The sequence below is a fragment of the Achromobacter sp. ES-001 genome (genome assembly GCF_019448355.1).
GTDB classification, from domain to species: Bacteria; Pseudomonadota; Gammaproteobacteria; order Burkholderiales; family Burkholderiaceae_B; genus Achromobacter; species Achromobacter spanius_B.
Window position 1 is genome coordinate 4,723,891 of the sequence record NZ_CP079940.1, and the last position, 19,562, is coordinate 4,743,452.

Annotated in this window: 25 protein-coding genes and 1 pseudogene; 15 read left to right on the forward strand and 11 right to left on the reverse strand. The window is 60.3% G+C overall.

Annotation, left to right across the window (positions count from 1 at the left end):
- Window positions 1–367: 367 nt before the first annotated feature.
- The 4 genes from KYT87_RS21365 to KYT87_RS21380 are packed head-to-tail and all read right to left on the reverse strand — an operon-like array spanning window position 368 to window position 3,432.
- Window positions 368–1,918 carry a DEAD/DEAH box helicase gene (locus tag KYT87_RS21365; protein ID WP_219990817.1) on the reverse strand — a complete coding sequence of 517 codons (1,551 nt, stop codon included), beginning with the start codon at window positions 1,916–1,918 and terminating at the stop codon, window positions 368–370.
- Window positions 1,915–2,835 carry a hypothetical protein gene (locus KYT87_RS21370; RefSeq protein WP_219990818.1) on the reverse strand — a complete coding sequence of 307 codons (921 nt, stop codon included), beginning with the start codon at window positions 2,833–2,835 and terminating at the stop codon, window positions 1,915–1,917. The genes KYT87_RS21365 and KYT87_RS21370 overlap by 4 nt, the downstream gene beginning before the upstream one ends.
- Window positions 2,836–2,837: 2 nt before the next feature.
- Window positions 2,838–3,221 carry a helix-turn-helix transcriptional regulator gene (locus KYT87_RS30070; RefSeq protein ID WP_143215520.1) on the reverse strand — a complete coding sequence of 128 codons (384 nt, stop codon included), beginning with the start codon at window positions 3,219–3,221 and terminating at the stop codon, window positions 2,838–2,840.
- On the reverse strand, window positions 3,214–3,432 hold the full coding sequence (locus tag KYT87_RS21380) for a Cro/CI family transcriptional regulator (RefSeq protein ID WP_082134618.1): 219 nt from the start codon (window positions 3,430–3,432) through the stop codon (window positions 3,214–3,216). The genes KYT87_RS30070 and KYT87_RS21380 overlap by 8 nt, the downstream gene beginning before the upstream one ends.
- A 70-nt stretch (window positions 3,433–3,502) precedes the next feature.
- On the opposite strand from KYT87_RS21380, the gene KYT87_RS21385 reads away from it, so the two are divergent.
- The 10 genes and pseudogenes from KYT87_RS21385 (at window position 3,503) to KYT87_RS21430 (ending at window position 9,981) form a co-directional block, all read left to right on the forward strand.
- Window positions 3,503–4,564 carry a S24 family peptidase gene (locus KYT87_RS21385; RefSeq protein ID WP_219990819.1) on the forward strand — a complete coding sequence of 354 codons (1,062 nt, stop codon included), beginning with the start codon at window positions 3,503–3,505 and terminating at the stop codon, window positions 4,562–4,564.
- A gap of 277 nt (window positions 4,565–4,841) precedes the next feature.
- Entirely contained in the window at window positions 4,842–5,198 is a 357-nt protein-coding gene (locus tag KYT87_RS21390) for a hypothetical protein (RefSeq protein WP_219990820.1), read from the forward strand.
- On the forward strand, window positions 5,195–6,022 hold the full coding sequence (locus KYT87_RS21395; RefSeq protein ID WP_219990821.1) for a hypothetical protein: 828 nt from the start codon (window positions 5,195–5,197) through the stop codon (window positions 6,020–6,022). The genes KYT87_RS21390 and KYT87_RS21395 overlap by 4 nt, the downstream gene beginning before the upstream one ends.
- On the forward strand, window positions 6,019–6,219 hold the full coding sequence (locus KYT87_RS21400; protein WP_046806878.1) for a hypothetical protein: 201 nt from the start codon (window positions 6,019–6,021) through the stop codon (window positions 6,217–6,219). The genes KYT87_RS21395 and KYT87_RS21400 overlap by 4 nt, the downstream gene beginning before the upstream one ends.
- On the forward strand, window positions 6,212–6,487 hold the full coding sequence (locus KYT87_RS21405) for a hypothetical protein (RefSeq protein WP_046806879.1): 276 nt from the start codon (window positions 6,212–6,214) through the stop codon (window positions 6,485–6,487). The genes KYT87_RS21400 and KYT87_RS21405 overlap by 8 nt, the downstream gene beginning before the upstream one ends.
- Window positions 6,484–7,302 (forward strand): DNA-directed RNA polymerase subunit alpha C-terminal domain-containing protein, encoded by an 819-nt coding sequence (locus KYT87_RS21410; RefSeq protein ID WP_219990822.1) that lies wholly within the window; start codon window positions 6,484–6,486, stop codon window positions 7,300–7,302. The genes KYT87_RS21405 and KYT87_RS21410 overlap by 4 nt, the downstream gene beginning before the upstream one ends.
- A gap of 57 nt (window positions 7,303–7,359) precedes the next feature.
- A pseudogene (locus KYT87_RS21415) lies at window positions 7,360–7,524 on the forward strand (ClpX C4-type zinc finger protein); the annotation flags it as partial.
- Between the two features lie 194 nt (window positions 7,525–7,718).
- Window positions 7,719–7,940 (forward strand): DUF4884 domain-containing protein, encoded by a 222-nt coding sequence (locus KYT87_RS21420; RefSeq protein ID WP_219990823.1) that lies wholly within the window; start codon window positions 7,719–7,721, stop codon window positions 7,938–7,940.
- Complete coding sequence (locus KYT87_RS21425; RefSeq protein ID WP_219990824.1) at window positions 7,937–8,134, forward strand: AlpA family transcriptional regulator; 198 nt, start codon at window positions 7,937–7,939, stop codon at window positions 8,132–8,134. Before KYT87_RS21420 ends, KYT87_RS21425 begins: the two co-directional genes overlap by 4 nt.
- Before the next feature lie 356 nt (window positions 8,135–8,490).
- A complete protein-coding gene (locus KYT87_RS21430) occupies window positions 8,491–9,981 on the forward strand; it encodes a site-specific integrase (RefSeq protein WP_050731162.1) in 1,491 nt (496 codons plus the stop codon).
- A gap of 51 nt (window positions 9,982–10,032) precedes the next feature.
- On the opposite strand, the gene KYT87_RS21435 is transcribed toward KYT87_RS21430, so the two are convergent.
- Complete coding sequence (locus tag KYT87_RS21435) at window positions 10,033–10,521, reverse strand: JAB domain-containing protein (protein WP_219990825.1); 489 nt, start codon at window positions 10,519–10,521, stop codon at window positions 10,033–10,035.
- A 211-nt stretch (window positions 10,522–10,732) separates the two neighbouring features.
- On the opposite strand from KYT87_RS21435, the gene KYT87_RS29900 reads away from it, so the two are divergent.
- The 4 genes from KYT87_RS29900 to KYT87_RS21450 all read left to right on the forward strand — a co-directional run bounded on the left by KYT87_RS29900 (window position 10,733) and on the right by KYT87_RS21450 (window position 13,770).
- A complete protein-coding gene (locus KYT87_RS29900; protein WP_255593405.1) occupies window positions 10,733–10,864 on the forward strand; it encodes a hypothetical protein in 132 nt (43 codons plus the stop codon).
- A gap of 24 nt (window positions 10,865–10,888) precedes the next feature.
- Window positions 10,889–11,536 carry a TRAP transporter large permease subunit gene (locus KYT87_RS21440; RefSeq protein ID WP_050731214.1) on the forward strand — a complete coding sequence of 216 codons (648 nt, stop codon included), beginning with the start codon at window positions 10,889–10,891 and terminating at the stop codon, window positions 11,534–11,536.
- Between the two features lie 748 nt (window positions 11,537–12,284).
- Window positions 12,285–13,082 carry a GlxA family transcriptional regulator gene (locus KYT87_RS21445; RefSeq protein WP_231689537.1) on the forward strand — a complete coding sequence of 266 codons (798 nt, stop codon included), beginning with the start codon at window positions 12,285–12,287 and terminating at the stop codon, window positions 13,080–13,082.
- A 139-nt stretch (window positions 13,083–13,221) separates the two neighbouring features.
- Window positions 13,222–13,770: a cysteine hydrolase family protein gene (locus KYT87_RS21450; RefSeq protein ID WP_088591327.1), complete on the forward strand. Its 549-nt coding sequence runs from the start codon at window positions 13,222–13,224 to the stop codon at window positions 13,768–13,770.
- Between the two features lie 175 nt (window positions 13,771–13,945).
- Here the strand turns inward: KYT87_RS21450 and KYT87_RS21455 are convergent, their stop codons facing one another.
- The 3 genes from KYT87_RS21455 to KYT87_RS21465 all read right to left on the reverse strand — a co-directional run bounded on the left by KYT87_RS21455 (window position 13,946) and on the right by KYT87_RS21465 (window position 16,250).
- Window positions 13,946–15,517 carry an IS66 family transposase gene (locus tag KYT87_RS21455; RefSeq protein ID WP_026385305.1) on the reverse strand — a complete coding sequence of 524 codons (1,572 nt, stop codon included), beginning with the start codon at window positions 15,515–15,517 and terminating at the stop codon, window positions 13,946–13,948.
- 62 nt (window positions 15,518–15,579) lie between these two features.
- Window positions 15,580–15,936 (reverse strand): IS66 family insertion sequence element accessory protein TnpB, encoded by a 357-nt coding sequence (gene tnpB, locus KYT87_RS21460; protein WP_158218705.1) that lies wholly within the window; start codon window positions 15,934–15,936, stop codon window positions 15,580–15,582.
- Window positions 15,912–16,250: a transposase gene (locus KYT87_RS21465; RefSeq protein WP_050729651.1), complete on the reverse strand. Its 339-nt coding sequence runs from the start codon at window positions 16,248–16,250 to the stop codon at window positions 15,912–15,914. Before KYT87_RS21465 ends, tnpB begins: the two co-directional genes overlap by 25 nt.
- Before the next feature lie 381 nt (window positions 16,251–16,631).
- Between KYT87_RS21465 and KYT87_RS21470 the strand changes: the two genes are divergently transcribed.
- The gene (locus KYT87_RS21470; RefSeq protein WP_254598684.1) at window positions 16,632–16,907 is read left to right on the forward strand and encodes a gamma-glutamylcyclotransferase; all 276 of its coding nucleotides are present in this window, start codon (window positions 16,632–16,634) and stop codon (window positions 16,905–16,907) included.
- Window positions 16,908–17,178: 271 nt separating this feature from the next.
- Here the strand turns inward: KYT87_RS21470 and KYT87_RS21475 are convergent, their stop codons facing one another.
- The 3 genes from KYT87_RS21475 to KYT87_RS21485 all read right to left on the reverse strand — a co-directional run bounded on the left by KYT87_RS21475 (window position 17,179) and on the right by KYT87_RS21485 (window position 19,557).
- The gene (locus tag KYT87_RS21475) at window positions 17,179–17,817 is read right to left on the reverse strand and encodes a CoA transferase subunit B (protein WP_012248168.1); all 639 of its coding nucleotides are present in this window, start codon (window positions 17,815–17,817) and stop codon (window positions 17,179–17,181) included.
- Window positions 17,818–17,829: 12 nt separating this feature from the next.
- Window positions 17,830–18,534: a CoA transferase subunit A gene (locus KYT87_RS21480; RefSeq protein ID WP_012248167.1), complete on the reverse strand. Its 705-nt coding sequence runs from the start codon at window positions 18,532–18,534 to the stop codon at window positions 17,830–17,832.
- A gap of 114 nt (window positions 18,535–18,648) precedes the next feature.
- Complete coding sequence (locus tag KYT87_RS21485; protein ID WP_050729652.1) at window positions 18,649–19,557, reverse strand: LysR family transcriptional regulator; 909 nt, start codon at window positions 19,555–19,557, stop codon at window positions 18,649–18,651.
- Between the last annotated feature and the right edge of the window lie 5 nt (window positions 19,558–19,562).

Consider the following 19,562-nt stretch of genomic DNA (forward strand, 5'->3'; position numbering starts at 1 on the left):
GGGCGCGACGAGCCCTTTCGTGTCCGGAAAACCCTTGCGATGCAAATACCCGTGTGCCAGCGGAATGCAGCTACGGAGCAGCGTCTCGGCCTGGCGCGCGGCCTGGATCTGGCGGGCGACGCGGCGTTGCCTGTCCGCATCTCGCTTGCGTGCCCACTCCCGCTTTTCCTCGTCCGTCCAGGGCTTGAACTCGCCGCCGTACCAGTGGACTTCGCCGTCACCATCCCAGGCCATGACCCAACCGCGCTGGCCGTCCCAGAAGTAGGCTCCGTTTTTGCTGCGTTCGTGCGCCGTCGTGGCGCAGCGCCGGATACGGTCGCTCGGATACAGATCGCCAACCAAGACGCCACAAGCCCGCGCAAACTCGCTAAACGTTTGCATTCGCGCCCCCCTTCTCCTTACCCTTCAGAAATGCCAAGCGCAGGGATGTGATCTTTCCCAGGGTGTTGCGCGTCGGCGGTGTGTTCGGCATGTCGTGGAATTTCCAGTCCCAGGACGGCCACTCGCCGGTAATGTCGTGGAACAAGGCCCGCGCACGCTTCTCCTGCTTGTCCTCGGCGGATTTCTCGCGGGCGTAGGTGCAAAGCTGCTCAAACAGATGCCGGCGGTCGTCGGCGAGTTTCTTCTTGCCCAGCATGACGGGAAGCATTTCACCTGCCTCGACCTCTACCAGCGCTTGCTTCTGCACCTCGAAGCCGCAGGCCATGCAGCGGCGTGCGAACGGCGTATGGCCGCATGACGGGCAGCCTTCGCGCTCGGTGTCCTTCGTTTCGCGGCGGATCTCTTTGTCCAGCTTCTCGCCCGCGTCAAGGGCGATCAAACCGTTGTAGAAAATGTTCTCGAAGTCCTTCAGGAATCGGACGAAATTGCCGCTGTGATCCAACAGGATGCAATCCGTCTTGCCCGTTTCCGGAGACGAGCGTAGACCGCGCCCCCACATCTGAATCGCAGTAGAAAGCGACTTTCGCAGTGGGCGGCAGTCGATCACGCAGCCCACGTCTTTCACGTCAAAGCCTTTGGCCAGCGCCTCAACGCTGATCAGGATGCGGATGACCGAATCGGGCTTCTCGTACTCCGCAAGGAGCATGTCACGCTCGGTTTGCGTCGTGTTCTGGCTGTAGACAGCGGCCATGACACCGGCCTCATTGAACTGGCGACATAGCTCCTCGCAATGAGCGATGGTCGAGCCGAAGCAGATGGTCTTGCGCCCTTCGCCGTACCGGATCCACTCCGACACCACGTCGCCGACAATGCCCATGCCGCGCTCAGCGGCTGCGGCCTCGGTCCATTCGCCGCCGGCCGTGGCCGCCCCGTCCATGTTGACGCGCTTCGCGCTCAAGACGTGCATCGGGACAAGAATCCCCTGCTGCGTCAGATCATTCATGGTGGCGGCGTTGATCAAGTTCGTGAACAACTTGCCCAGCCCTGGCGAGAACGGAGTGGCCGATAGACCAACGACAGACGCCGAGCATGTCCGAATGTGGTCCGTCCAGACGCTCAGTTGCGTATGCGCCTCATCGATGATGATCACGTCCGACGCCGGCCAGCCACGGCTAGCCAGCGTCTGAGCGCTGGCGATCTGGAAAGGAAGACTGGGATTCACGCGCCAGTGGCTGGCCTGGATCACGCCGTGATTGTTCAGGCCGTAGCTATCCGCCGCCTTGCTCGTCTGGTTGATCAGCGCCACACGGTCGCAGACGAACGTCGCACGTTTGCCGCGCTGCAAGGCCTCATTCGCGATGCGCAGGCCGAGGTAAGTTTTTCCCGCCCCCGTAGGCGCCATGATGAGCTGATTCTTGTGGCCGGCGCGCCGGCCCGCGCGCAGGTCTTCGTGCGCGGTCTGTTGGAAAGGCCGGGGCGGCGGAAAGGTGGTGGCCGCCGTAACGGCCACGTCTTCGGGAAAGAGAGCGTTATTCATGCGGTCCCGGTCCTTTTCTCCAGCGCGTCAAGCTTGCGCTTGTATGTCCTCGCAGCTTTGACGGCAGCGTCCTTTTCGTTGATCAAGCCGTTCACGCGCGTCAGCAGTACGCGGTTCTCTTCCGTAAGCCGGGCGATCTCGGCCATGGCAGCCGCAAGCTGACCGTCTGCCTCAAAGACGCGCGCCATCATCTGGTTGTCATCCAGAAGACGCTGGTAGTCTTCCAACGCGTCCGCCGCGAGGTCTTCATGGCTTGCGCCGTCATTAGCGCAACCCGCTTCTGCCGGGGGCGCAGAGTTCGCCCCCGGCTGGCTCTGCACCGCTGACGCTTCATTCGAAGGCGTCACAGCGCGCGCAGCTTCCTTAATGGCTTGCGGGCCCGCAGCCGCCAGCGCGGCCTGCTCTTCTTTCGGCAGATCTGCGATGGCGTGGGCGTCCTTGAGCGATACCGCCCCGGACTTCACCGCGTCCTTGATTTCCGGCGCGGCCTCGCGTTTCACTTTCCCAGCTTGTTTCATGGTGCGAACGCTGGCACCGGCCGCTTCCGCCATCTTCGCCACGGTCGGCGGAAATGGTGCACCGGGTGCACCTTTATCTGCTGCGGGACGACCGGCCGCGCGCCAGTCCCACAATTCGGCCTCAATAAGAGCCCAGGCGCCGACCGACAGGTGGCGGCGCTCCTTGTTCTGCGCCTTAACGAAATCGACCGGGTCTACGTCGCCCAACTGCGATTCCGGGCAAGGCATGCCCATCTCGACACAGGCGCTGTATCGGTGCCAGCCGTCGATCACCATTCCTTCGTACAGGGAGATGGGGTTTTGGACGCCGATGTTCTCGATGCTGTCTTTGAGCGCCTGGAACTCGGCGGCGCTCATGGCCGGGAACGCGGCCGACAGGGGGTGCTGAACGTATGCCATGTTCACGCGTCTCCTGTGCCAATCCACACGGCCCCAGATGCCGCAGGCGTGGTTGTGTCGCCGGGCACGTGCAGAGGAGGGGCGAAGGTTGGCCGCGCACACTTCTGGGTTCGGCTGACAGTAGATTGAGGCACTGCCTCGCGACCAGGAAGGTGACTCGCGGCACTCTTCACGGTCGCCCCCGCCCCGACATACTCATGGAGCGCGAGGAGTTTGACGCCTAGTGAATAGGTCGGCTCTGAGTGCCGGCCAGTATTCAATTGTGAAATCGCGGCCTGCGAACAGCCGAGTGCCTCGGCAACCGCCAACTGCGACCACCCACACTTTTTAAGCCCCCTCACAATGGAAGCCCATTCGACGGCGTTCCCGCTCTCGAGCTTAAACATGGGGGGCCTCCGACGTGGAATGTGCAAGGTCAGGCCAAAGGCTTTGCCAATCGTTCGGGTGAAGTCGCACGAAAGCCGCAAAAACGCGGTCCGCGATCTTGGGAGGTAAATCGTCGGGCCATTGGCGCACTGCCTGGTAGCTAATTCCCAGTGCCGAAGCTGCCGCAGTGATGGACTGGCCCAACATTTCGATTGCACGAACTTTTTTCATGACCAAATTGAATCATGATTCAGTATGATGTGCAACCATAATTCAGTCCACACAGGCGAAACTTTGAATCATGATTCAGACCTACGCAGACCGTCTCCTTCTCGCCATGAGCCAGCGCAATGTCGATGTGACAACGCTCGCCAAAGCGCTGGGCATGAGCTATCAGGGCGTGAAGCGCGTAACGGACGGCAAATCCAAGGCATTCACCGCCGCCAACAATGAAGAGGCGGCCCATTTCCTGCGCGTCTCGCCAAGATGGCTTGCTACCGGGCAAGGAGATATGGACGCGGGCGCGGTTCGCGATCCGGATCCGTGGCCGTTACCGTTCGTTGAAGAGGCGGATGTGAGAGCTTTGGCACCGGAGCAATTAACGGCGCTGGGTGTCGCTGTTGCTTTGGCTGTTTCGCAACTGAAGCTCAATATCAAGGTGACGCCGCAAACGCCTCCAGTACAACCCCCATCGGGCGTGCCATTCCGGGACCACAAGCCGGGCGCACTCGTTGACATGGACGCCGCCGACGATCCGTTCCCGATGCGCATCCCTGGCCTTCCGCCCGCACCATGGGAAGCAGACAAAATCTCGCTAAGACCTGCACCCCCGCCCAAAATCAGCAGTGAAACGGGTGTCATAGCCAATGTGGGGCCAGGTGAGCCCCACGCAGCGAACGACAGGTTCGAGAAGGTCCCTGAATTGGCCGACGTGCGGCTTGCTGCGGGCGATGGGATCGAGAATCACAGCGAAGATCAGACTGGCATGATCCAGTTCCGCCGCTCCTTCCTCAGATCGGTGGGCGCCGACAACGGAAAAGCACGGGTGGTGTATGCAAAAGGCGACAGCATGGAGCCTGTCATACGTGATGGAGCCGCCTTGCTGGTCGTGCCGAGCGAGAATCTTACTGTTCGGGACCTCGCCGCCGGCGGTGTGTACGCGATCAACTACGACGGAAAAATGCTGGTGAAAACCGTGGCCAGAGACAAGCTCACGGGGCGCTGGGTCGCACGTTCATTCAACCCGGCCTACGCCGATATCGCCCTCGAGAACGGGCATCCGGTGCGAGTACTGGGCCAAGTGGTCTGGACTGGCGCGCGACTCCGCGACGACGAGGCGGGTCAGTGGGTGCCACATCGATAGGATGCGTCGGTGCAATGAAAAAACCACCCAAGGGTGGTTTTTTTTTGCCCCGCCATCGGCCAAAGGGATGAATTATGATTGACCAAAAAATTGAATCATGATTCAATGCGTACACGGTGTTCACTTCACCGGAGCTTTTTAAAGGCCGCGAGCGATCTTTCCACGATGCGGCCTCCAAAAAGCAAAGCCCCAAATCTGTTAGCGCAGACCCGGGGCTTTCGAAGTACCGCAGTTAGCGCTGCGGCCTCACATATCTGGACAGCCGAAGGAGGCCAACATGTCCAAGGAAAATATCCGCCCGCAAGGCGCGGAGGGGATTTCTCACCCCTGCACTTTAGCACAACCCCCCCATAAGTCGGAATCTGGTAATTCATCCAGTAGCTGCCCGCCTGCCTTCGCCCATCTGGCGGACTTGCTCCAACGAGTCTCAACCGACCTTTATCAAGCGCGTGCGCTCTTTGTCGCGATTGAAGATCGAGTCAAAGACGAAGACGGCTCTGCGCTGGGCATGCATATTGAAGCGTTGGGTCAGATCGGGTCGGACATTAGCGAGCGCAATGGCGAAGACCTCTCGAACACGATTTGCACCCTTCGTGGCTACCTCGTGGCGCAGGCTCACAGGGGTGCGGCATGAACGAGCGCACCGATACCGTTTTGCGCATCAAGCCCGTCCAGTATCGCGAGTACGCCGAGATCGCAAAGGCTCATGGCCTCGCGTTGCGTCTGTTCGACCAGCCCGCGCAGGTGATTGGCCTTCGGTCCGGATTGGATGCCTGCGTAATCGATGCCACGTCGGACGCAGTAGTGGGATCGCTCACTGAGGTCGCGGCTCTGCTCCTTTCCACGACGATAGACACAGGCCACATCCGCCGAACTGGCAAAAGCCGTTTCGAATGTGATGTGTCGCAGCTTACCGACGCTGAGATGTATCGCTTTTGGCTGTTTCATGAGATCGGACACAGCGCGGACAACTACTGCTCGCTATCTTTCCAGTTCAGCCCGGCAGCGGGCGATCCAGAGTTCCGCCGCGAGACGTTGCGCCGGATATGGCAAGCGAACGAGATACTTGCTGACCGTTGGGCATGGGCCCAGGTCTGCGACCGCCCGATGCCTAAGACCGAATGCGGGAGTCGCGATGAGGATGCCATCGAAGCTGAACTTGCATTCCTCGATGGTGTGACGGGCGGGCGCAGGAACTACACGACAGGGCTGAAGCCCCACGTCGAGCCAGGCCGGTACCGGACTGTTCCGCTACGAATGCTGGGCCGGAAGGACGCCCACATCTGGGTCGGGCCGGACATCGATCCGAGCGTGAAGCAGCGGGCAGTCGACTACGAGGCACGAGCCCTGGAAAGCCCCGCAAACCAGTTGCCCGAAAAGCTGCTTATCAACGGCATCACTGGCCGCCCCGCGTTTAGGGCCGGCTCCTCCACTCATGAATTGTCGGAGGTCGCATGAGCAACATTCCCGCCCCCCAAGATTTGGCTTCGATGGCGTGGGAAATCCAGTCTCTTTTCGATGCTCTGGACGAACTCATGCCGCTGGATAACGCATCCAATCCCCCCGCGCTCCACGGCCTTGCCTCCGTTGGGCGGGCGCGCGCCCAAGAGCTTGCTAATCACCTATCCAAGGTGGAGGGCTTCACCAATGCATAAGCCTCGCAATCCCACCGAACAGCTGGCGGCAGCAGTCCGCGGCCGTGCGCTCTACACACGCCTGTACGACAAGGCCAATGCCGAGCTCTCCGAAGTTAAGGGGCAGGCAGCTGACCTGCGCGAGCGCTGTGCCACGCTGGCCAGTGCGCTGGAAATTACTACCAGCATTCTGGAAGCTTCGACAGATCCGCACCTGAAAGCCAGCGCCACGGCGGCGCGGAACCTACTTAGCACCGCGGGGCTCGCCCCGACGACGGAGGCGAAATGAAGCAATCCGACTTGAACCACCTGCGCCGCCTTCTGGGCTGGGTCCGATGCGATATCGGCCAGTCGCCGGGCGAGCGTCAGCAGACCATGATCGACGTGGCGGACGGCCTCCGCCATCCTGAAATCAGCCGAGAGGCGAAGGCCAGAATGGTGGAAGCCTACCACCGCGCAGAATCCATTCCTTTGTACGTTCGAGCGGCCGTCAAGGCTTTGGAAAAGGCACTGACCAACGGCGGGCCGCGCGGTGGCGTTGGTGCGACCTGCGCCACCGACGAAACCCATTACGTTGACCGTGGCGCTGCGGGTGGGTCAGGGCTGCCGCTTTCGGACTTCGCTATGGAGCGAGGGATGGCCGAGGTCGGCATTACGGTATGGGGTCCTCGCGCGGAGGACTGGGTGGCCGGCGTGGGGTACGCGGTCCGGCTGATGCGCGAGTGCTTGCCGAAGGCGGCAGCGGCGGCGCTTCCGAACCACGTCAACGCGGCAAGCAATCCGATAGCGTGCCGCGATGCCCCGGCGGCGGCGCCCACCCTTCGCCGGGATGACACCGGCGGCGCGGGCGCGGCCCGCCTCGTCAACCCGATTTTGGCCCAGAACGTTGATGCGATCGGCATTGATACCCGCTGCGCCAGAATGCTGCGGAGTCATGGAATTCGACGGGTCGGCGAGCTCGTGACGTACTCGACCGCCGATCTGCTGCGGATACCGAACTTCGGCAGAAGATCCTTGGGCGCAGTCGAAGAATGCCTGCAAAAGCAGGGCCTGGCACTGGAACCGGCACGCCTGTATCCGGTACAGGAGAGCGAGACATGCTAACTTCTCGCCTTTCTCAACGCGCCCACGCCCAGCCCTTTCGCTGGCCGTTCCCACCCAATGGAAGAACCGAAAAAACCGCGCCGCCGCAAGAAGGAACCGGACACCCTGTATTGCTCCTTCTGCAACAAGTCCCAGCACGAGGTCAGCAAGTTGATTGCAGGTCCGAAGGTGCTGATCTGCGACGAATGCATCGAAATCTGCAACGAGATCATCGTGGAAGAGCAGTACCTGCTCGCGGAGCGGAACGGCACCCTGGCGGCGTACATCGTGCAGCAGCAGGAGGAAGTGGCCGAAATCCAGCAGCGCATCCTCAAGGCCGCTCGCGCCCTTGGTGCATCGGTCGCACCTGGCGGCGATATGCGGCACTGACCGTATTGACGTTAGCCTTGGCCGGCTGCTCAAAAGATCCGGTCTCCGTGTCCAGCACGGACAACCAGGGTATCCAGGTTGCCGAGTTGTTCACGCATAACGGCGTGACCGTCTTCCGCTTCTACGACGCCGGCCGCTGGGTCTACTTCACCAGCAAAGCCACCGACGTAACGGCGTCGCACGTCGAGTACTGCGGCAAAGGCTGCTCGCGATCGGTGACTGTCGAGACAGTGGGCGCCGATGCGCTGGCGCGAGGTCGGCAACCATGACAAAGCTCGTATACAGCGTCGGCGAGCTGAAGGAAGTTATTGGCTTGGCGAAATGGACGGTGTACGACCTCATCAAGAAAGGTCAGTTTCCACACCCGGTCCAGTTGAGCGCCGGCCGCGTTGGATGGCGAGCCACCGACATTCAGCGATGGCTGGATGAGCGGCCCACGACCGCCGTAACGCCCGACACCTAATCAGATCCGGGTGGACCAACAGAAAGGCCCCAACCTCATTGAGATTGGGGCCTTTTTGCAGGTGGTCCACTTTTCGGTCCACCTAACGGCATATCTTGCATTGCGGAAATCCGGAGACCCGCATGGATATTGGTCGGGGCGGTGGGATTCGAACTCACGACCCTCTGCTCCCAAATTAGAAACGCGCGAACATCAGCGAACGTCAGCGAACGAACAACCAACTGATTCATAAGGCTTTATCCAAATTTCCTTGTTCGTCGACGTTCGCTAATGTACGCTGACAGCCGCAAAAATGTTGTCCCATATGTTGTCCCATATGGCGCTTGAGGCAGAAGAACGGAGAGATTCGAGGAAATATGACGAGATACCCAAAACGCGGAAAAGGTGCGCGGTGGACCGTCAAAGAGCTGGAAGCGGTACCGGCGGAATGGGTCGGTGATCACCTGGCCGATGGAGACGGCCTAACTGGGGAGATCCGCATTCAGCGCGGCACGATGGCCGTGGTGTGGCGATACGCCTATCGCATGGGCGACAAGGTAAAGCGATTCTACTGCGGCTCATGGCCGGAGCGCACACTCGACGAGATCCGCTCCGCCAGGAACAAAGCGCGGGCGGACATTAAGGCGGGCCGCAATCCGTCAGACGTCCGCGACTTGGAAAACGCCCAGGTGCGGGAAGCTATGGCAGCTGAATCTGCCGCTGTAACCGCCGCTGAAGAAGAGGCCGCGACCGACGCCCTTTCGTTCCAAGAGATATATAAAAGCTGGCTGGAATCGGGAGTGAAGCGAGCAGATGGCAACACCGAAGTGAAGCGCATCGTTGAAAAAGACGTGCTTCCCTTGATCGGTGATACTCCCGTGCGATCAATTCGCGAGAAGGATATTGAGCGAGTGATCCGCTCGATTGTCGGCCGCGGTTGCAATCGGCTTGCCGAGGTGACCTACCAAATACTGGGCCAGATGTTCCATTGGGCAGAAAAGCGCCAACCATGGCGAAAGCTGCTTTCGGAAGGAAATCCGGTTGAGCTGGTTGAGCTCGGGGTGCTCCTGGCGGACGATTACGACCCGGATAACCCGCGCGAACGCGTTCTCCCGCCTATTGAGATTGTCGAGCTCCAGACTCGATACCGCGAGTTGGAGGAGCAGTATCTCGCTTCGGATGACAAGCGAAAGAGGAAGCCTCCATCCAAGGCGTTGCAGGCAGTTTCCTGGATCTGTTTGAGCACGCTATGCCGGATAGGGGAACTGCACCTAACCGAAATTACGCATCTCGATCTCCGAGAAGGTACCTGGTTCATTCCCAAGGCGAACGTCAAGGGCAGAAAATCACAGAAGCGCGACCATCTGGTCTTTCTGTCACCCTTCGCAGTCAAGCATTTCGAGACCCTTGTCAACCTGGCAGGATCATCCCGCTGGCTCCTACCTTCGCGCGACAATGATGACGCGGGGGTAGACCAACCGATGTATAAGCAGGCCTTTACTAAGCAAATCAAAGATCGGCAAGCCATGTTCAACGGAAAGCCCAAAGCACGTCGCGCTTCGGACAACTCCCTGGTGCTCGGCAAAGGCCAAAACGGCAATTGGACACCTCATGATTTACGGCGAACGGGGTCGACGATCATGGAGTCGCTAGGAATCGATCCAAACATCATCGACCGCTGCCAAAATCACGTCATTCACACGGGCAAGAACCGAGTCAGGCGGCACTACCAGCTCTACGACTACGCCGACGAGAAACATGCAGCATGGGCGAAGCTCGGCGAATATTTGGAAAGACTGCTGTCGGGAGCCGTGGCGCCGGCCGAGCTTCAAAAGCGGCTAACCGCCAAGCAGCTACTCGCAGCGTAAAAAAAACCGAAGACCGTTCGGTCTTCGGTTGTTGGACGCATGCGCGCAAGTCTAGATCCAGCCCATCTTGGCCATAGAGTGGCCGCTACCCGCCGCCACGATCACGTGGTCGACCAGCGAGACATTCACCAGAGCAACCGCTTCCTTCAAGCGCCGCGTAACCTGAACGTCCCCCTTGCTTGGCTGCGACGAGCCAGAGGGATGGTTGTGGGCAATCAAGATGGAGTGCGCGTTGTGCCGAATTGCCGCCTTCACGACCTCACGTGGATACACGCTGGTCTCCGACAGCGTGCCTCTGAACATTTCCTCGAAGGCGATCATTCTCAATTGCGCATCGAGGAACATTACGCCGAACACCTCGACGTCCGACAGCGCCAGCCGCGTCACGATATAGTCGATGGCGGCGGATGGCTTGGCCACTGGCAAGCGGCTACCCAGCGCCCCCCTCCAATTGCTGCGCGGCCGCACGTAACAGCTCTTCCGGGCTTGCGACTCGATAACGGCCGCCCGCCTCGCGTACCACTGGTGCGTCTTGGACATCTTCCTGCACCCGCCTTTCTCCTGCCCACGCACTACTGAAACTTAGTTGCACTGCTCTCTCCAAAAGCGAGGGTCGCCAACCAACCCATTGGCGATCGGTCGTCAACAAAGGAAGGTGTCGAAACTGGCGTGACCATGCGCTGTTGGCTGTGGTCAGTGGTCAATGGCCAATGGTCAATGGTCATTATCTGGAGCCCACCACAAGAAGCCAGTGCCCAAGCTCTACCTGGCCGCCACGCTGCCGGGCATCCTGCTCACCGGGCTCTTCATCGCGCTGATCGTGGGCCTGTGTCTGTGGCGCCCGGGCCTGGCCGGCAAACGCCCCACAGTGAGCTGGGCCTAACGCATCGCGGCCCTGCCGCACCTGGTGCCGCCGCTGGCGATCTTCGCGCTGGTGATTGGCGTTATCTACGGCGGCGTCGCCACCGCCAGCGAATCGGCCGCGCTCGGCGTGGTGGCCGCCACCCTGCTGTGCGCCTACAAGCGCGTGTTGACGTGGGAAATGCTGGGCCGCGCCTCCGAAGCCACACTGCGCACCACCGGCATGATCATCCTGATCACCCTGGCCGCGTTCTTCCTGAACTTTGTGCTGTCCTCGATCGGTCTCACCACTCTGCTGGTGAACGCCGTGACCAGCCTGGACCTGCCGCCGCTGGGCATGATGCTGGGCATGATGCTGGCCATCATCCTGTTCTACATCCTGCTCGGCTGCTTCATGGACACGCTGGCCATGCTGGTCACCACCGCCCCGCTCACCGTGCCCATCGTCATTGCACTGGGCTACGACCCGGTGTGGTTCGGCGTGATGCTGATCGTGCTATGCGAAATGTGCCAGCTCACGCCCCCCTTCGGCATGAACCTGTTCGTGGTGCACAGCGTGCGCGGCCAGGGCAAATTCATGGACGTGGTGATGGGCGTGCTGCCGTTCCTCGCGATGCTGTTGCTGATGATCGTGCTACTTCTGGCAGTCCCGCAACTGGCTATGTGGCTACCCGACCAGATGGCCCACCTGTGAGCCCAGTTCCGTGAAGCCTAGTCCCGAGTTGGGGCGATGTTGAGCGAAACCGGTCGAAGTCCGCCTACGCAGATAAGAAAGGGCTCACGAAGCAGCCCTTTTGCCACCGGTAACGCAGTAAAACTGGACGGCAGCCGGTCGCCACAGTGGCGTATCATGCCTAAAATAGCGGTTCTACAGCTATATATCTATTTTGAGCGGATATGAAACTCTGCCACGCGCACAACCCTTTCCACCATCCCCACCGAACTATCTGGTTTTGGTGTCCTAGGTGAACGCTTAAAGCTATTTAGGGGCTGGCACGAAGTGGTGATCGCGTCTATGTGGCTTGCGACACCCGCAGCATCGGTTCGCATGCTTCTCAGCGGACGGTCGCCACTTCCGGCGAGGCCCGCACCCAATCGGTTCTGGGCTCTGCTTTACAATCAATTAGTGAGTGGTTGTGGCGCTTCTGCGCGCTCATTCTCACGCCTGTTTGCTGACCGAGTGGATAATTGACGACGGGAACAGCACAAAATTTAGGCTGCGCCGACACGTGGAACCAGTAAAGCAATTGGAAGTAGGAGTGGTCCTCTATCCCGCCGTCCAACAGGCGTCGGTGTTGGGGCTGACAGATCTGTTCTGTGTTGCTAACGCTTGCGCCGCCTCCTACGGAGCCCAATCCAACATCCCGCTAAGAGTCACCCATTGGGAGCAACCCGCGCCAGGAGTTGCGCCGGTGCGTGTCTTCGATAACGGAGCCAGTAGGGTGTCGATTTTGTCAGCATTGATACTACCGCCCTCCTTGGCCGAGCCAACGGGAGGAGCATCGGATTCGTCGCTCACTGCTTGGCGATGCGAACAGCATGGCAGAGGCGTCGTGATCGGTTCGGTATGCGCCGGCGCCTTTTTATTGGCGGAGACCGGGTTGATGACCGGCCGGCCCATGACCACCCATTGGACGTATGCCGACCTGCTCAAAAGTCGCTTTCCAGACGTCAACGTTGACGTTAACCGACTCATTATTGATGACGGCGATGTCATATCCGCCGGCGGCCTGATGTCTTGGACGGATCTAGGGTTGCGTCTAGTAGACAGGCTGCTGGGCCCAACCGTGATGCTTGCCACGGCGCGCATGATGCTAGTCGACCCTCCCGGTCGAGAGCAGCGTTACTACAGTGTGTTCTCGCCAAGACTTTCACATGGCGATGCCGCCGTATTGAAAGTGCAGCATTGGCTGCAAGCAACTCAGGGGAAGGAGACTAGGCTTCAAGTACTCGCCGAGCAAGCCAATCTTGAAGAGCGCACATTGCTTCGACGCTTTCAAAAGGCCACCGGCATGACGACCACTGAGTATTGTCAACATTTACGCGTCGGACGGGCTAAAGAACTGCTCCAATTCGACTCAGCGCCTATTGATCGGGTAGCGTGGGAAGTAGGATACAGCGACCCTGGCGCGTTTAGGAAGATTTTTGCGCGTATCGCCGGGCTATCCCCGAGCGCCTATCGCCGCAGATTTAGTGTCGGCAACGTCGGGGGGGCGGGCGGTACATCCAGAGAGTCGTAGGGCCAAGCCATACTTCAATTGGTGAACGTCTCACAGATAAATGTCGGTATCACCGCGGAATTTGTCGGCACTGCCACTACTCTCGGATATGCGCTTTGGGCGAACATGTCGACTCACTCTAGACCTTTCGGAGACGACCATGACAAAGCGCGGATTAATCGTTGTCGACCTGCAAAACGAATACCTATCTACTGGGAAGCTGCCCCTTTCCGGCATTGAAGCGGCGTCAACAAATGCAGCACGCGTGATCGCTCACGCACGGTCGAACGGCGAGCCCATCTTTCACGTCCGGCATGAATTCGCAAACAACGAAGCGCCGTTTTTTTTGCCTGGCACTGAGGGGGTGGAAATTCAGTCTGCCGTCGCCCCGCATGACGGGGAGCCCGTCATCGTGAAGAATCATATCAACTCGTTCCGCCAAACCGACCTCAAGCAGCAACTCGACAATCGAGGGGTCGAAGAAGTGGTTGTCGTCGGCGCTATGAGTCACATGTGCGTGGACGCGGTCGTTCGCGCTGCGGCCGATTTGGGTTACCCCGTCACCGTACTCCACGATGCTTGTGCCACGCTAGATCTGGAATTCAATGGCGTGAAGGTTCCCGCAACCCAGGTACATGCCGCAATGATGGCCGCCTTCGCATTCGGCTATGGCCAAGTCAAGTCGACTGACGAATACTTGGCGAACTGACTTAGCCCCTGTCTGCCATGATGGCATGATGGCATGATCTTGCTCGGTTCCGAGCCTCGGGAACACTAGCTGACTACGTTAGGCGCCAAAGAGGGCTCCAAACGCGGTTCATCTGAAGTAAGCCCCCTACAATCCTTCCGTAAGCGCCTGCTGAACACACCCTTGACGGTTCTGCTTATGCAGCAGGTTGCCACCGATGCGGCAGCAGCTCAGCGATCTGGCTGTTTTTCTGCGTGGGCAGGCGCGTGAGCACGTCCTTCAGATAGGCGTACGGGTCGTGCCCATTGAGCCGCGCCGACTGGATCAGGCTCATAATGGCGGCCGCACGCTGCCCGCCGCGCAGCGAGCCTGCGAACAACCAGTTCGAGCGCCCGATCGCCCAGGGCCGGATCTGGTTCTCCACCCAGTTGTTGTCGATCGGTGCATCGCCATCATCAAGATAGCGCGTGAGCGCCTCCCAGCGCTTGAGGCTGTAGTCGATGGCGCGTGCGGTACCCGAGCCATCGGGCACGCGCTGGCGCTGCGCGATCAGCCATCGATGCAAGGTCTCGGCGATCGGCCTGGCGCGATCCTGACGTATCCGCCTGCGCTCGTCGGCAGGCAGGTCGGCTACGTCCCGCTCTACGCCGTAGAGCGCGCCGAACAGATCCAGTGCCTCTCCGGCGATCTGGCTCTGGTGGCTCGCATGCAGGTCATGGAACTTGCGCCTGGCGTGCGCCATGCAGCCAAGTTCCTTGATGCCGGCAGCGAAGCCGGCCTTGTAGCCCACATAATCGTCGGTCACCAGTTTGCCGCGCCAATCTTGCAGGAACGTGCGGCAGTGCTCACCGGCCCGGCTTGGCGCGAAGTCGTAGAGCACTGCACGCAGGCTGTCGAACGAGGTCGGTGTGTATGCCCACAAGTAGGCCCGGTGCGTCTTGCCCGCGCCCGGATTGAGCATCTGCACTGGCGTCTCGTCGGCATGCAGCACGGGTTTGCCCAGCACCTCGGCCTTGAGCGCATCGACCAGCGGCTGCAACCGCAGCCCGCATACGCCGACCCACTCGCCCAGCGTCGAGCGCGGCAGCGCCAGACCGGCGCGCGCAAAGATGCCTTCCTGGCGGTATAGCGGCAGGTGGTCGGCGAACTTGGCCACCAGCACCTGCGCCAGAAGTCCCGCCGTCGGGATGCCCTTGTCGATGACCTGCGCGGGGACCGGCGCCTGCGTGAGCGTCTCGCAGTGCTCGCACACCCATTTGCCGCGGATGTGACGTTCGACCGTAAAGACGCCCGGCAGGTAATCCAGCTTCTCGCTGACGTCCTCGCCGATGCGCTTCAAGCCGCAGCCGCAGCGGCACGTCGTGGACGCCGGTTCGTGATGGATGTCGGTGCGCGGCAGTTCGGGCGGCAACCGCATGCGGCGCGGCGCTTGCGGCGGCGCAGGCTTGGCGGATATCGCCTCGCGCAGCGCGTTGACTTCCTCTTCGATAGCCGCCATGTCGGCATCCATCGTTTCTTCCAGAAGGCTTGCCTGCGCAGGGTTCAGTTGCTCGCTGCGCTTGCCGTAACGCCAGCGCTTGTACAGCGCCAGCTCCTGCATGAGCTGGTCGATGTGCGTCTGTTTGAAGTGCAGTACGCGATCCCGCTCGGCAACCACCGCATCGTGCGCCGCTATCTGGGCGTCACGCGCGGCCACCTCGCCCATCAGGCGTTCGGCCAACGCGCGCAGTTGCTGTGCGTCGAGGTGATCCAGGGATGCGGTACTCATGGCCCACAGTATGCCGCAGGGTTCGCAGCGGCGATATTGGCGTCTTGCCGGATTGTCCGGCGCTACAACACCGAGATCGCGCCTGCCGCGCCCACATGCTGCCAAGGCAGGCCCAGCACCAGCGCCTGCCACTGCTCACTGTCGACCGCGACGTGTGGGCCGCGCAGCGCATCGGCCCACACGAACTTGCCGCGGTTCAGCCGGCGCGCGGCCAGCCACACGCCGATCCCGTCATGTACCAGCACCTTCATGCGGTTGGCGCGCCGGTTTGCGAAGCAATAGGCGTGGTGCGGACGGGCCGAACCGAACACGGCCACCACCCGGGCCAGTGCCGTCTCGGTGCCGGCGCGCATGTCCAGCGGCTCGGTGGCCAGCCAGATCGCATCGACACGGATCACCGCAGCCACTCGCGTAGCCACGCCACACATGCGCCCGCTTCACTCACGGGCCATTGCACCGTCGCTTGCGCGGGACCGCGCGACAAGTGAATCTCGATGTGACGGCCTGACGAGGGCACCGCAGGCAACGCGACCGGCACGAACGTCGGCGCTACAGGGGCCTGCCGTTCGGCCTGGCGAATCCACTTATGCACCAGGTTCGCGTTCACGCCGTGTGACAGCGCCACGCCGGCAATGGAGGTTTCTGGCTGGCTGCACTGGGCCACGATCTGGGCCTTCAGCGCCTTCGGATAAGACCGACGCTTAGGAACCGGCGCTAATTCTGTCTTCGACATGGTGTCCACCTAAAAGTGGTGGACACTATCGAGGACAACGCACGCGCTCAATATGTGTTCGCCGGGCGCTTACGCCCAATTCCTCCTGGCTGATCCCGATCTGACTGACTTGTGCCCAGGAGGTGTGTTTTGACCGCGCTTGGACTGCCACTACTCGAGCAAGGAGATGCCGAAGCCGTAACTCAGGTTCGTCACTGCTGTATTGGAGCAGCGCCTCGGCAATGCCGCCCAGAAAGCGCATCCGCCATAAGCGAACACTTGATTCCGATTGTCAGAACCACTTGAACCGACATTGATAATGCGCCGTAAAATCAGCAACTTGAAAAATGCCTCACTTGAGGCTCAATTGTTGGCGCGGAGCGCCTGGTGTGGATCCGTGAAATGGGGCACGGGCTGTATCGGCCAGTCTGGGCGCAAGCACGTTTGGCGGATGGGCGTCGGGTTTCGGTCATCGCTTTCGTCGCCGAAACGACGCACCCCCAATATCGTGCGACAGATGAACTCAACGCGGTTGCCGCCGATGTCGCCATGGCAAGCGGCCCACTCGGGAGTAATCGTGAATATTTGACTCGTCTGGACGACGCGCTCGCCCGCTGGGGGATCCACGACCCACATGTGAGCGACCTTGTGCAGCGGGTCAAGGTGCGAGTTTGGTAACGGAATGCCAAAAACCACGCGAACTCGGCAATGGGCTGCCAAGCCACCCGCTTAACAAAGCCCCAAGCGCAACCCGATTTCACAGCCGATTGGGCATACTTCCATGCGTTCTGTCGCGACGTTCGAATTCTTCGGACGACTGTTGATGTGCAGCGCGCCAATCGCATCAACAGTCCTGTCTGGGCCGGCTGCCGGAAGGCATCGGTCTAGGCGTGGAGGTCGACTTCGGGACAAAGACGTTCTATCAGTCGCCTCCTCGCGCCTAGATCGGCTATCCTAGTGCAAACACCAGGCGAGGCTCCGACTTTTCCTGCAATGCCTCGCGCGTAACGCCGGGCGCCAGCTCTTTTACAACCAGCCCTTCGTCGGTGATGTCCATCACCGCCAGGTCGGAAATGATCCTGTGCACCACGCTACGACCGGTCAGCGGCAAAGAGCACTGATCCAGAATTTTCATCGCACCGTCACGCGTGTTGTGTTCCATGAGCACAATGACCCGGCGCGCGCCACCAACAAGATCCATGGCCCCGCCCATGCCTTTGACCATCTTGCCGGGGATCATCCAGTTTGCAAGGTCTCCCTGCGCGCTGACCTGCATGGCTCCCAGGATCGTAAGGTCCATATGGCCGCCTCGGATCATGGCGAACGACATGGAAGACGAACAGATGGATGCGCCAGGCGCTGTTGTCACCGTCTGCTTGGCCGCGTCGATAAGGTCCGGGTCGATTTCGTCCTCATAAGGGGGCGGCCCGATGCCGATCAGTCCGTTTTCGGACTGCAACCATACTTGCATGCCGTCAGGCACGTATTGCACCACTTTCGTGGGTAAGCCTATTCCCAGATTCACGTAGTCGCCGTCGTGCAGTTCCTGTGCGGCGCGCGCTGCCATTTGGTCATGTGTCCAAGCCATCGCAAATTCTCCTTACTGCGGCCGTGAACGGAAACTCTTGCGCTCGATGCGCTTTTCCGGGTTGGGTACGACGACGATACGATCGACGAAGATTCCTGGCAGATGCACATCGTCAGGATCGATCTCGCCCTCTTCCACCAGTTCTTCCACTTCGGCGATCGTCACCGCTCCCGCCATTGCCACGTCGGGATTGAAGTTTCGAGCTGTGCGTGCAAAGACAAGGTTGCCTGCTCGATCTGCACGCTTTGCTTTCACCAGCGAGACATCCGGCCGGAGCGCCAACTCCATGATGTAGGTCTGGCCACCGAACTGCCTGGTCTCTTTGCCTTCCTCGACGACAGTGCCGACGCCAGTCCTGGTGAAAAACGCGGGAATTCCGGCGCCGCCTGCGCGCAAACGCTCCGCAAGCGTCCCTTGAGGGTTGAACTCCAGCTCCAGTTCGCCACTCAAGTACTGTCTTTCGAATTCCTTGTTCTCGCCAACGTACGACGCGATCATGCGCTTCACCTGGCGCGACTGCAGTAGTAGCCCCAGACCGAAGTCATCAACGCCAGCGTTGTTGCTGATGCAAGTCAGATTGCCGACGCCGCTGTCACGCATCCCTTCTATCAATGCTGAAGGAATGCCGCACAGGCCGAAACCCCCGACAGCTATCGTTTGGCCGTTCGTGATGACCCCGTCCAGGGCGTCGGCCACATCTCCATATATCTTTCTCATTCTCTAACCGAAGTAAATGGGGTTGAGTGGGTGGTAACCCCCCAGATACTAGGGATTCGATGCGGCCGGAACAATGGATTTGCCGCAACCTTATTGTGCAATTCTGCACAGCGATCAAGCGGACGGGTGGAACAGCTCCGGCTGCGATTCGACCTGTTCACGGATAAATCGCCAAGCGAACTGGTAGCGTTTGATCCGCAGCAGATCTTCGGGCGCCGCAATCCATAAGCTCCGCGTAATGAGGGGCTTATCAGGAAAAACGCTGATGAGGTCGCCGCTATTCACGTTTGCGACATAGGGCGTAAGCAAGACAAGCCCCAGCCCAGCCGCTGCGGCCGAGCGCTGTGCAAGCACGCTGTTCGAGCTGAAACATCGATTCGGTTCCAGGACGAGCTCTTCAAGCACGCGATAGCGCTCACTGACCGAACCATCATGGATGTAGTCCAGGAAATCGTGCTGAGCGACGTCGCTGAGTTCACGTATTGGAGGATGGGCGTCCCGGTAGGCAGGAGAGCAATAAAGGAAGTAGTCGATCTGCGCCAGCTTCGCGACCTTGTATCGCCCCATCTGCGGCGGATCAAGCGTCACCAGGATTTCGACTTCCCTGGTCACAAGGCTGGGGAATTGGGGCTGGGCCATCAGTTCAATGCGCAGTCCGGGATGTTTCTGGCGCAACTGCGCCATCCCCGGGGCAAGCACGTGGATACCAAATGCTTCCGGTGTTCCAACGCGAACATTGCCTTTGATGAAGTCGGCCGCCTCCAGGCTTTCTTCCACAGCGGCCAACAGCGCGCTTTCCATTTTTTCCGCGTGAGGAATCAGCGCATGGCCAGCATCGGTCAGCGAATAGCCGCTGCGGCGTCGGTCAAACAAGACCACGCGCAAGGTCGCTTCCAGCCGGTCGATCCGCCGCGAAACAGTGGAGTGCTCGATCCCGAGCTTCTCCCCCGCATCGGAGATCGTGCCCAGCCGTGCGACAGCCAGAAAAACTTTGAGGTCGTTCCATTCGGGGTGCGTATCCATGGCTC

Bases quoted from the DNA above. Each gene is read 5' to 3' on its own strand.
- KYT87_RS21365 (WP_219990817.1), bottom strand. From the start codon at position 1,918: ATGAATAACGCTCTCTTTCCCGAAGACGTGGCCGTTACGGCGGCCACC.
- KYT87_RS21370 (WP_219990818.1), bottom strand. From the start codon at position 2,835: ATGGCATACGTTCAGCACCCCCTGTCGGCCGCGTTCCCGGCCATGAGC.
- KYT87_RS30070 (WP_143215520.1), bottom strand. From the start codon at position 3,221: ATGTTTAAGCTCGAGAGCGGGAACGCCGTCGAATGGGCTTCCATTGTG.
- KYT87_RS21380 (WP_082134618.1), bottom strand. From the start codon at position 3,432: ATGAAAAAAGTTCGTGCAATCGAAATGTTGGGCCAGTCCATCACTGCG.
- KYT87_RS21385 (WP_219990819.1), top strand. From the start codon at position 3,503: ATGATTCAGACCTACGCAGACCGTCTCCTTCTCGCCATGAGCCAGCGC.
- KYT87_RS21390 (WP_219990820.1), top strand. From the start codon at position 4,842: ATGTCCAAGGAAAATATCCGCCCGCAAGGCGCGGAGGGGATTTCTCAC.
- KYT87_RS21395 (WP_219990821.1), top strand. From the start codon at position 5,195: ATGAACGAGCGCACCGATACCGTTTTGCGCATCAAGCCCGTCCAGTAT.
- KYT87_RS21400 (WP_046806878.1), top strand. From the start codon at position 6,019: ATGAGCAACATTCCCGCCCCCCAAGATTTGGCTTCGATGGCGTGGGAA.
- KYT87_RS21405 (WP_046806879.1), top strand. From the start codon at position 6,212: ATGCATAAGCCTCGCAATCCCACCGAACAGCTGGCGGCAGCAGTCCGC.
- KYT87_RS21410 (WP_219990822.1), top strand. From the start codon at position 6,484: ATGAAGCAATCCGACTTGAACCACCTGCGCCGCCTTCTGGGCTGGGTC.
- KYT87_RS21425 (WP_219990824.1), top strand. From the start codon at position 7,937: ATGACAAAGCTCGTATACAGCGTCGGCGAGCTGAAGGAAGTTATTGGC.
- KYT87_RS21430 (WP_050731162.1), top strand. From the start codon at position 8,491: ATGACGAGATACCCAAAACGCGGAAAAGGTGCGCGGTGGACCGTCAAA.
- KYT87_RS21435 (WP_219990825.1), bottom strand. From the start codon at position 10,521: ATGTCCAAGACGCACCAGTGGTACGCGAGGCGGGCGGCCGTTATCGAG.
- KYT87_RS21450 (WP_088591327.1), top strand. From the start codon at position 13,222: ATGACAAAGCGCGGATTAATCGTTGTCGACCTGCAAAACGAATACCTA.
- KYT87_RS21455 (WP_026385305.1), bottom strand. From the start codon at position 15,517: ATGAGTACCGCATCCCTGGATCACCTCGACGCACAGCAACTGCGCGCG.
- KYT87_RS21465 (WP_050729651.1), bottom strand. From the start codon at position 16,250: ATGTCGAAGACAGAATTAGCGCCGGTTCCTAAGCGTCGGTCTTATCCG.
- KYT87_RS21470 (WP_254598684.1), top strand. From the start codon at position 16,632: ATGGGGCACGGGCTGTATCGGCCAGTCTGGGCGCAAGCACGTTTGGCG.
- KYT87_RS21475 (WP_012248168.1), bottom strand. From the start codon at position 17,817: ATGGCTTGGACACATGACCAAATGGCAGCGCGCGCCGCACAGGAACTG.
- KYT87_RS21480 (WP_012248167.1), bottom strand. From the start codon at position 18,534: ATGAGAAAGATATATGGAGATGTGGCCGACGCCCTGGACGGGGTCATC.
- KYT87_RS21485 (WP_050729652.1), bottom strand. From the start codon at position 19,557: ATGGATACGCACCCCGAATGGAACGACCTCAAAGTTTTTCTGGCTGTC.